Below are 10,184 nucleotides of genomic sequence, written 5' to 3' on the forward strand. Positions count from 1 at the left end.
AGCGAACCTCAGGGGATCCCTAATATGAGTAAAGGTCTCTACTATTACGTCACCATTACGACCGATCAGGAGAACTACCATTTTCTTCATCGTCAGGGATGCAGGCGGATGCCCGGCAAGGAGCAGATGATTTTTATCGGCACCCTGTATAATCTCAGCCAGGCCTTATCCATCGCCAGAATCAATTTTAAGAAAGTTAAACCCTGCATCAAATGCTGTATTCGCTACGCGGCACCGGTTATTCATGAGTCGGTACAGCCGGTTCTGCACTTCCCGCAAAAAATGCGTTAATCCCGCTGCTGGCGGGAAATGGTTTATTTCCCGCCAGTTACACGCCCCCGCCCTTTCCCTCCGGCAAATTTCGTCTATTCTTCACTGAAATCAAGTGAACCCGGTAAGGAGAAGATCGATGAGCATGTACAGTACCTTAGAGGAAGCGATTGATGCTGCACGTGAGGAGTTTCTCGCAAATAACCCTGAAGTGGATGAAGAAGAGGCGTCGGTCAGCCAGTTCGGCCTGCAAAAGTATGTGATGCAGGATGGCGATATCATGTGGCAGGCTGAGTTCCTGGTCGACGAAGGTGACGCAGGCGAATGCCTTCCTTACCGCACCGGTGAAGCTGCTCAGGCTATTTTTGACGCTGATTTTGACGAAGTGGAACTGCGTCAGGAGTGGTTAGCGGAAAACACCCTGCACGAGTGGGACGACGGCGAGTTCCAGCTGGAGCCGCCGCTCGACACCGAAGAGGGTGAAGCCGCGGCTCAGGAGTGGGAAGATGATAACAGCGACTCCGATCGCGGTTATTCGTAAGGACCATGGCTGGCATCCACTGGCAACAGCAGGGTGTCCAGCACCAGCGACAGGGGCAGATCAAGGATGGTCAGCACCCGCCATCCGCTGTCGCGTACATCCCACTGTACGCCCGGATAGTACTGATTACCGTGTCCCTGTCCGGGCACGGTTCGGCTGATAATACTGCCGCATCCGCTTAAGCAGAGCACCGCGAGAGCGATAACACCTGCCTTTAAAACTCGTTTCACCACAAAACCCGCCTTTACCTGCCCCAGAGAGTGCCACGCGCGGCATGCGGTGACGGCCTGCGAGTAAATTATCATCCCCGCCCTGTTTTAATCCCATAAAAAAAGCGGCATCGCTGCCGCTTTTTCAGATTACGCGTTTTTTGCCAGCGCGTTAGGGTTGAGCGTCAGTTTCTGATAACTCTCTACCCACTGGTGATACTTCTCCGCATTTTCCCACAGTCGGGTATGGACGCGGGCCAGCACCACCGGATCGCTGATCAGCTGCAGACGCTGGTCGCGGCTGAGTTTTTCCGGTGCATCGCTCAGCGCCTGATCGACACGACGGTCGCGGGCGTAGTCGAGTAGCTGACTCTGCCGGTGACGTGAAGTCGCCAGCGCTGTCGCCAGCGCGTTAAACGCAGGATGGAACAGCGCGTGCATAAAGCCGTTCTCCAGTACACGCTCGCGGTTGAGCTGCAGATAGCGGTCGGTGTCCACCAGCTCCTGCGGCGGTGAAGACTCTTCCGGGATCAGGAACAGCTTCGCGCGCTTGCTCTTCAGGCCCAGCGTTGCACGGCTCGACATCACCGACACAAACGGTGACAGGATCAGGGAGAAGACGATCGGTGCCAGCCACCACAGGAAGTTGAGATCCAGCAGTCCCATACCAATAGCCCACACCAGACCCAGTGCCATCTGTGAACCGTGACGTTTGAATGCCTCGCCCCATGGCGTCGCATCGTCATCACGCTGCGGGGAGTTCCAGACGACTTCCCAGCCAAGGAAGGCGCTGACCACAAACACGGTGTGGAACAGCATGCGCACCGGGGCCAGCAGCACCGAGAACAGCGTTTCCAGCACCAGTGACAACAGCACGCGCAGTGCGCCACCGTAAGGCTTCGCCCCTTTAAACCAGATCAGCACCACGCTCAGCAGCTTCGGCAGGAACAGAAGCACCATCGTGGTCGAGAACAGCGCTATCGCCAGCTCCGGACGCCACTGCGGCCAGACCGGGAAGAGCTGTCGCGGCTGCAGGAAGTAGGTCGGCTCCATAAGCGTATGCACGACCTGCAGGGCCGTGGAAAGCGCCAGGAACAGAAACCACAGCGGAGCTGACAGGTAGGACATCACGCCGGTCAGGAACACCGCGCGGTGAACCGGGTGCATCCCTTTTACCAGGAACAGACGGAAGTTCATCAGGTTACCGTGGCACCAGCGGCGGTCACGCTTCAGCTCATCCAGCAGGTTCGGCGGCAGTTCTTCATAAGAGCCCGGCAGGTCATAGGCGATCCAGACGCCCCAGCCGGCACGACGCATCAGTGCCGCCTCGACGAAGTCATGCGACATGATCGAGCCCGCAAATGACCCCTCGCCCGGTAGTGGCGCCAGCGCACAGTGCTCGATAAAGGGTTTCACGCGGATAATGGCGTTATGACCCCAGTAGTGCGACTCACCCAACTGCCAGAAGTGCAGACCGGCGGTAAACAGCGGACCATAGACGCGGGTCGCAAACTGCTGACAGCGCGCATAGAGCGTATCCATCCCTGAGGCTTTCGGCGACGACTGGATGATCCCGGCGTTCGGGTTAGCCTCCATCATACGCACCAGGCCGGTCAGGCACTCGCCACTCATGACGCTATCGGCATCCAGCACCACCATGTAGCTGTAGTTGCTGCCCCAGCGACGACAGAAGTCATCGATGTTGCCGCTTTTACGCTTCACACGACGACGGCGACGGCGATAGAAGATCTTGCCTGCCCCGCCGACGTCACGGACCAGTTCCATCCAGGCTTTCTGTTCGGCAACGGCGATATCCGCATCGTAGCTGTCACTGAGGATGTAGACGTCAAAGTGCTCTGCGTTACCGGTGCGAACCACAGACTCCCAAGTCGCACGCAGACCGGCGTAAACACGCTCTACGTCTTCATTACAGATCGGCATAATCAGCGCGGTGCGATGCGCCGGATTCAGCGGCTCATCCCCGACTGTGGAGTAGGAGATGCTGTATTTATCGCGCCCGATCAGCAGCTGCAGGAAGCCCATCAGTGCGGTCCAGAAACCGGCTGACACCCAGCAGAACAGAATGGCAAACAGGAAGAGGATGCCGGTCTGCAGCACATACGGCAGGATCTGCATCACTGACTGCTGCCAGTTCTGGTTGATCATCTCCATCGGGTCCAGCAGCGTCCAGCCCTGATAGGGCAGAATGCTCTTCATGTACCAGGTGGCGACCACGGTCTGGAAAATCGTCAGGATCAGCAGAATGTAGCGACGAATCGAACCGACATGACGCCACTTCTCTTCGGCTCGCTGCTCTTCCGCACTGGCGTAGCGCGGCACAGATTTACGTCCACGCAGAGAGTCCCAGGCGCGGGCAACCGGGTTGGTGCGCCACGCTTCCGGGAACATCAGTGAACGTTTGACTTTGGGCATCGCCTTCAGCGTGGTGCGGTCGAGGTAATCTTTACCTAACTGCTGACCGCCCGCCAGTGCATCGGGCCAGGCCATTTCCACCCGCGATGAGACCGATTTTAACGGCGCATCGTCGGGACGGTCACTGGCTGCGACATCCCTGCCCAGCACATCATGAATGAAGTGGAACGCACTGGCATTCTGCAATGAGACGCTCAGGCGAGACTTCCCTGCCGCATCCAGCGGCAGAGATTCCACATAACGTTGAGGTGTAAAAGTCGATTTATTCATTGGCAGGTAACTGATAGCTCCAGGTTTCCGTCAATGTCTTGTCGCCGCTAACCAGCGCCGCACGCATTTCGGTGGACTGCTTGGCATCTTTCACACGCAGACGCAACACCAGACGCCAGCCTTTAGTGACCGGGTTATAACGTACGCTCTGCTCAACCACTTCAGCGTTTTTACCGACGCTGACCTGCGGAGTCACCTGACTGTTTTCCGCCATCTTGCTCATGTCTTTACCCACGAAGTCGATGGTGAAAGCCACGGTGCCATCCGGCTGACGCACCAGGTTCGACTGCTTCACGTCACCCGCTGAGCGCAGGGTGTTTTTGACCCAGGCAATGTCATCCGAGTGCAGCTGCTTCTCGTCGCGCGAGAAGTGCAGGCGATATTTGAAGTTCATCTCTTTGCCGGGCTCTGGCAGCGTCTCCGGCGTCCAGAACGCAACGATGTTATCGTTGGTTTCATCGGCAGTCGGGATCTCAACCAGTTCAACCCGGCCTTTACCCCAGTCGCCTAATGGCTCCACCCAGCCGCTTGGGCGCAGGTCATAGCGGTCATCCAGATCCTGATAGTTGCTGAAGTCACGCCCGCGCTGCAGCAGACCAAAGCCTTTCGGATTCTCGATGGTGTAGGTGCTCACCGCCAGATGACGCGGGTTGTTCAGCGGACGCCAGATCCACTCTCCGTTGCCATTGTGGATAGAGAGGCCGTCAGAGTCATGCAGCGCCGGACGGAAGTTATTCACTGTCGATGGCTGGTTCTGGCCAAACAGGAACATACTGGTCAGCGGAGCGATACCCAGTTTGCCGACGTTGTCACGCAGGTAAACTTTGGACTGCACATCCACGGTAGAGGCTTCACCCGGACGCAGCACGAAGCGATACGCACCCGTCGCACGAGGCGAATCGAGCAGCGCATAGATCACCAGCTGTTTGTCCTGAGGTTTCGGACGCTCAATCCAGAACTCTTTGAAACGCGGGAACTCTTCACCGGACGGCAATGCCGTATCGATGGCGAGTCCACGCGCCGACAGGCCATAGACCTGACCGGCACCGATTACACGGAAATAGCTGGCGCCCAGGAAGCTGGCGATCTCATCGTTTTTACCCTTGTTATTAAGCGGGTAAAGCACTTTGAAACCGGCAAAACCGAGGTTTTTAACGGCGTCAGCGTCATGTTTTACGTTACCGAAATTGAAATAATCGGGGCTGTATTTGATCTCACGCACCGCGCTGGCGGTCACTTCGTTGATCTGCACCGGGGTATCGAAATACATCCCCTGGTGATAGAACTCCAGCTTGAACGGCGTGCGCAGTTTGCCCCAGTACGCTTTATCGTGGTTAAACTGGATCTGCTGATAGTCAGCAAATTTCATTTCACGAAATTGAGAGGGTAAATTGCTTTTAGGCGCTTCGAAGCTTTTCCCTGCCAACGCTTTGGCTTGTGTGGCAACATCATCAATGTTAAACGCCCAACTGTTATTGGCATATAACGCCAGCAGAACCGCAGTACCAATCCAGCGTACCTTCATCAGTCCGGCTTTATTTTTTTCTTTAGTCAGCACATCCCCCCCTTTCGTGTGCTTAAATCAAACCCGTTTATCTTAAAGGATTATTCGGTTTTCCGACAGCTTATGCGCAACATTGTTCCCGCATTTCGTCAGGCTTAACGCTACTTTTAGGACAATTAGACACTACGGATTCCACTGATAGTATACCCGGTTTATGGCAGGTAGAATTTTACCCGGACATAATCCGGTTTCAGGGTGAAACTGGCTAACCGTACTAACGAACTGGAACTTTATGAGTACTGTAAAACCTGAACGTGAATATTTCCTCGACTCTATCCGCGCTTACCTGATGTTGCTGGGGGTACCGTTTCACGTTTCCCTCATCTACTCCGCGCAGAAATGGGCAGTGAACAGCCAGGAAGCCTCATTATGGCTGACGCTGCTGAATGATTTTATTCATGCATTTCGCATGCAGGTGTTCTTTGTTATCTCGGGTTATTTCTCCTACATGCTCTATCTGCGCTATCAGCCGCGGCGTTTCCTGAAGGTGCGTCTGGAGCGCGTCGGGATCCCCATGCTCACTGCGGTGCCGCTGATTACGCTGCCACAATTTTTCATGCTGAAAGCCTGGACAGATAAGCTGGCCGACTGGCCCCGCTTCACCCCCTATCAGAAGTTCAATAACCTGATGTGGGAGCTGATTTCACACCTTTGGTTTCTGGTGGTGCTGGTGATGCTGACTACGCTGGGTATGGTGACGTTTCGCTGGCTGCGCGACCAGCACCGCGCCATCGACTACACGCGGGTCGGCTGGGGTACGCTGACGGTGGGTGTACTGGCCTGGGCACTGCTCTGGTGTGTGTTCCGCCGTCTGGTGTTTATCTTCCAGCCCGCCTGGCTGATGGATGGTCTGTTCAATATCATCGTGATGCAGACGCTCTTCTACCTGCCCTTCTTTATGCTGGGCGCACTGGCGTGGAAACACCCGCCGCTGAAAGCGCTGTTTGTGCGGTTTAATCCGGTAATGTGGATTGGCGCGCTGCTGCTGTTTATCGCCTACTGCACCAATCAGCGTCTGAGCAGTGGCGATGGCTGGCTGTATGAGCTTGATGCGCTGATTACCACGCTGATGGGTCTCTGTATGCTGAATGTCTGCTTCTGCTTTGGTCATAAGCTGCTGAATGCGCATTCGCCGCGCATTATGTATCTGGTTAATGCGTCGCTGTTTATCTATCTGGTGCACCATCCGCTGACGCTGCTGTATGGCATTTATGTCACGCCACGGATTGAAAACAACACGCTGGGGTTCTTTGTCGGCTTACTGATGGTGTTTGGCATCGCGTTTCTGCTGTATGAGATCCACCTGCGCATTCCACTGCTGCGGTTCCTGTTTTCGGGGAAGTTTGAGCGTAAAGAGGTCTGACGAAGCATGTGAGACAGGGCGCACCGGCTTTCATCGTCGGGCGCCTGGTGAGCAGGCTCAGGGAGGCTGTACCTTACGCAAAGACGCAAGACCGCCATCCCTGGCAGGCTCAGCGCGGGCCATCCCTGGCCCGCTATGCTTTGCTACAGGTACAGCCTCCCATCGCTTTACGTCGGACAGTCGCCTGTAAGAGTCCCGCCCTGAAGTAATGGTCGCCATGAAGCAACGCCTCCGGGATGAGCCTGCGCATGTGCCTGTGCAGGTGCGCACGCAGGCGCAGGCTTACAGCAGCCACTCAATCGGCAGTCGCCACACCAGCCGCACCTGCAGTCGTTGCCACCAGGAGCAGTCCGGTTCGTGCTTATGCACAATCTGCTGCGGCTCATCCGGATACTCCAGCCAGTTCACCCGCCCCCACTTATCCAGCCGCAGTGTCCAGGCCCGATCACGCATCGACTGACTGAAGCGCTGGTGCGTTTCTCCGGCCAGTGCCGCACTCTCAATCACCAGCCCCATTTCAGTATTCAGCACCGCTGAGCGCGGATCGAAGTTAAAGGAGCCGATAAACAACGTCTTTTGATCCACCGAGAACGTTTTTGCGTGCAGGCTGGAGCCCGAGTTACCGGTTAACCCCCGATCGTGCGGCGCATCCTGCATGGCCGCCTGCGGTTTCAGCTCATAAAGCGCAATGCCGTGACGCAGCAGCTTTTTGCGCCACCGGGCGTAACCGGCATGAACAATCGACACGTCATTGGCCGCCAGCGAATTGGTCAGAATGGCGATCTTCACTCCTTTGCGTTTCAGCGCCAGCAACTGAGCGACGCCCGCGCGGGTCGGCACAAAGTAAGCTGAGATAATATCGAACTGCTCTTGTGGCGTGCCAATCACCTCCAGCATACGCTGCGGCAGCAGGCTTTTCGCGCGCGCCTTACCCAGCCCCTTGCGCGGGTCATCACTCAGCAGACGCGCTTTTGCCCAGGTCAGTTCCAGCGTGCCCTGCGCCATCTCCTGCAGCAGCGACGCATTTTCCAGCCGCTGAAGATAGCGCTGCACCGGCTCACTGTGACGCCATTCGGCGGGCAGGCTCACGCTATCCTCGTCCGGTTCATCATCATCCAGCACCTGCTGCAGCGGCGCGACCGGCTTACTGTGCCAGTAGCGTTCAAAATCCCCGGCCACCTCGCTGACCACCGGCCCAATCGCCATGACGTCGAGATCGGCAAACAGCGGCTCATTACCGGTGCCGAAATATTCATCGCCAATGTTGCGCCCGCCCACAATGGTGGTAACACCATCCACGGTGAAGCTTTTGTTGTGCATCCGCCGGTTCAGACGGGCGAAGTCAGTGAGATAGCCCAGTGCGCGCAGGGTGCGAAAAGAGAAAGGATTGAAGAGCCGCACCTCAATATTGGGGTGGCGGTTGAGCTGAGCAAGGGTGTCATCCAGGCCAGGCGTATTGTTATCATCCAGCAGCAGTCGTACCTTCACGCCGCGGCGCGCCGCCTCCAGCATGGCGCTGAACAGCAGGCGGCCAGAGAGATCGTTTTGCCAGATGTAGTACTGAATATCGAGTGACCGCGCCGCCTTTTGCATCAGCAGATAGCGTGCAGCGAACGCATCCAGCCCGTCGCTGAGGGGATGGATGCCGCTCAGCCCCGGATGGCGCTGACACTGAGGGGCCAGCTTTGTTTCCAGCCAGCTGGCAGGCTCCGGTGAGTGGGCGAGTTCAAACGCTTCGGTCATGACAATTCCCTGTATATGGCAGTTATTTTTATTATTCCCCGGACCCACCGCTGAGGCTATACCTCTGTTCCGACTTAGCAAAAAGTCGCGGGCGTTTTTTAGTCTAGACTTAACCGGACGATCTGTGACCGGCAATGCTCCGGCAGGAGAGGAATATGTCTCATCACCCCCTTTTTGATGCCAGCCAGCGCCACCATCCCCGTCTGTTTCGCAGTTTTTTCCAGGGCAGCTTCCCCTGCTCCACGGCCTGCCGCACGCCCGGAAAACGGCTCGATATGGTCATCAGCAGCGGGCATGACATGCTACTGGAAAAGGATTATGCGGCCCTGGCTGAGCAGCATCTGCTGACCGCCCGCGACGGCGCACGCTGGCACCTGATTGAGAAGGTGCCGGGTCACTATGACTGGCAGAGCTTTCTGCCGATGGTTGAGGCGGCACGGCGTCAGCAGGTAGAGATCATCTGGGAGCTGGCTCACTTTGGCTATCCGGATCATCTTAATATCTGGAAAGCGGAATTTGTTGACCATTTTAGCCGTTTCGCCCGCGCAATGGCGCAGCTGATGCGCGATGAAGGCATTGAAAATCCCTTCTTTACACCGGTTAATCAAATCTCATTCTGGTCATGGGCCGGAGCGGAGGTGGCCTGGTTCAATCCGCATGCCGCAGGACGCGGCAAAGAGCTGAAGCGCCAGCTGGTGCGTGCATCTCTGGCGGCGATCCATGCCATCCGGGAGGTCTATCCGGGGGCGCGGTTTGTGCTGACCGACCCGCTGGTGCAGATCGCCCATCATCCCACTAATCCGGACAGCAAACCCTACGCCGATGCCCAGCATCAGGCGCAGTTCGAAGCCTGGGATATGCTGGCCGGTCGCGTGGATAAAGAGCTGGGCGGCAGCGAAGATTGCCTGGATATTCTCGGCCTCAACTACTATCCCGATAACCACTGGTTTTTCCCCGATCAGCCGATGTCGCTGGAGGAGCCGGAGCGGGTGCCGCTGCACATTCTGCTGGCGCAGTGCTGGCAGCGCTTCCAGCGCCCGATGCTGATTGCCGAAACCGGCGCGGAGGGCGAGGCCCGTGCCCCCTGGCTGCAGGAGGTCAGTGAGAACGTGGCGGTGGCGCTGGATCAGGGGATTGCCGTAGAGGGCATTTCGCTCTATCCCGTGGTGGAGTATCCCGCGTGGGCGGATGACCGCCGTTCGCCTGGCCCGTTGCTGGGATTAGCGGACCCCAATGGCAACCGTAATCTGCATGAAGCCCTGGCGCTGATACTGCGCAGCCAGCAGATCAGGTTCACGGCACGCGATCAGACGTGCTGAGCGGGTGGCTTTTTGGGGTGGCAGGACTGAACGTCGAGTGAAGGATCGGCAGGATGCCGGACATCGGTCAGCCAGACCATGGTAAACAGGAAGGTAACGCCGATCAGGCAGGCCGCCAGCAGACCGATAATGGCGATCAATTTGTCATCTCTGGATTCCATTGCCCTCTCCTTATTCCCTGCGCTGACGCAGCGGTCTCTGTCAGCTCATCCAGAGCGTAATCATCAGGACGAAGATTATAAGCGTTACCGAGGTCACCGCAAGCACCACTATCGCAAAGTGCGCATCGTCCATGGAGTGGCGAATCGGCTCATCGTGATCATCGGGCGGCAAAGGTAACGACATAACTATCCTGTGAAAAAGCATGGGCCGCCGGGAGTGATGCGGTGCGTGACAGTGTAGATGAAAGGCGGAGTGACGTCTGTTTCTTTCGTCCGGGAAATAAACCCGCCCGTGCCGACGGCACGGGCCG

General features: G+C 57.0%; 10 protein-coding genes. 4 read left to right on the plus strand and 6 right to left on the minus strand.

Features of this window, described 5'->3' with window-relative positions; all coding sequences use genetic code 11:
- Positions 1-24: 24 nt before the first annotated feature.
- Positions 25-291 carry a hypothetical protein gene (locus OJ965_RS14090; RefSeq protein WP_009090911.1) on the plus strand — a complete coding sequence of 89 codons (267 nt, stop codon included), beginning with the start codon at positions 25-27 and terminating at the stop codon, positions 289-291.
- Between the two features lie 118 nt (positions 292-409).
- Positions 410-811, plus strand: coding sequence for a MysB family protein (locus OJ965_RS14095; RefSeq protein WP_009090912.1), 402 nt, complete (start codon positions 410-412; stop codon positions 809-811).
- On the opposite strand, the gene OJ965_RS14100 is transcribed toward OJ965_RS14095, so the two are convergent.
- The 3 genes from OJ965_RS14100 to OJ965_RS14110 all read right to left on the minus strand — a co-directional run bounded on the left by OJ965_RS14100 (position 802) and on the right by OJ965_RS14110 (position 5,251).
- The gene (locus OJ965_RS14100; RefSeq protein ID WP_033736571.1) at positions 802-1,041 is read right to left on the minus strand and encodes a YceK/YidQ family lipoprotein; all 240 of its coding nucleotides are present in this window, start codon (positions 1,039-1,041) and stop codon (positions 802-804) included. The two genes, OJ965_RS14095 and OJ965_RS14100, sit on opposite strands and share 10 nt — an antisense overlap.
- A gap of 129 nt (positions 1,042-1,170) precedes the next feature.
- On the minus strand, positions 1,171-3,723 hold the full coding sequence (mdoH, locus tag OJ965_RS14105; protein WP_009090914.1) for a glucans biosynthesis glucosyltransferase MdoH: 2,553 nt from the start codon (positions 3,721-3,723) through the stop codon (positions 1,171-1,173).
- Positions 3,716-5,251 (minus strand): glucan biosynthesis protein G, encoded by a 1,536-nt coding sequence (locus OJ965_RS14110; RefSeq protein ID WP_181161904.1) that lies wholly within the window; start codon positions 5,249-5,251, stop codon positions 3,716-3,718. Before OJ965_RS14110 ends, mdoH begins: the two co-directional genes overlap by 8 nt.
- Before the next feature lie 268 nt (positions 5,252-5,519).
- Here OJ965_RS14110 and mdoC point away from each other — a divergent pair, with 268 nt between their 5' ends.
- Positions 5,520-6,650 carry a glucans biosynthesis protein MdoC gene (mdoC, locus tag OJ965_RS14115; RefSeq protein WP_111208047.1) on the plus strand — a complete coding sequence of 377 codons (1,131 nt, stop codon included), beginning with the start codon at positions 5,520-5,522 and terminating at the stop codon, positions 6,648-6,650.
- Between the two features lie 282 nt (positions 6,651-6,932).
- Here mdoC and OJ965_RS14120 read toward each other — a convergent pair whose 3' ends face one another.
- Positions 6,933-8,393, minus strand: coding sequence for a phospholipase D family protein (locus tag OJ965_RS14120; protein ID WP_265136484.1), 1,461 nt, complete (start codon positions 8,391-8,393; stop codon positions 6,933-6,935).
- 155 nt (positions 8,394-8,548) lie between these two features.
- On the opposite strand from OJ965_RS14120, the gene OJ965_RS14125 reads away from it, so the two are divergent.
- Positions 8,549-9,712, plus strand: coding sequence for a glycoside hydrolase family 1 protein (locus OJ965_RS14125; protein ID WP_046101584.1), 1,164 nt, complete (start codon positions 8,549-8,551; stop codon positions 9,710-9,712).
- Here OJ965_RS14125 and OJ965_RS14130 read toward each other — a convergent pair.
- The gene (locus OJ965_RS14130) at positions 9,700-9,873 is read right to left on the minus strand and encodes a hypothetical protein (RefSeq protein WP_009090919.1); all 174 of its coding nucleotides are present in this window, start codon (positions 9,871-9,873) and stop codon (positions 9,700-9,702) included. The genes OJ965_RS14125 and OJ965_RS14130 overlap by 13 nt on opposite strands.
- A gap of 40 nt (positions 9,874-9,913) precedes the next feature.
- Positions 9,914-10,057: a hypothetical protein gene (locus OJ965_RS14135; RefSeq protein WP_009090920.1), complete on the minus strand. Its 144-nt coding sequence runs from the start codon at positions 10,055-10,057 to the stop codon at positions 9,914-9,916.
- Positions 10,058-10,184 lie beyond the last annotated feature (127 nt).

Source organism: Pantoea anthophila (assembly GCF_026104315.1).
Taxonomy (GTDB): domain Bacteria; phylum Pseudomonadota; class Gammaproteobacteria; order Enterobacterales; family Enterobacteriaceae; genus Pantoea; species Pantoea anthophila.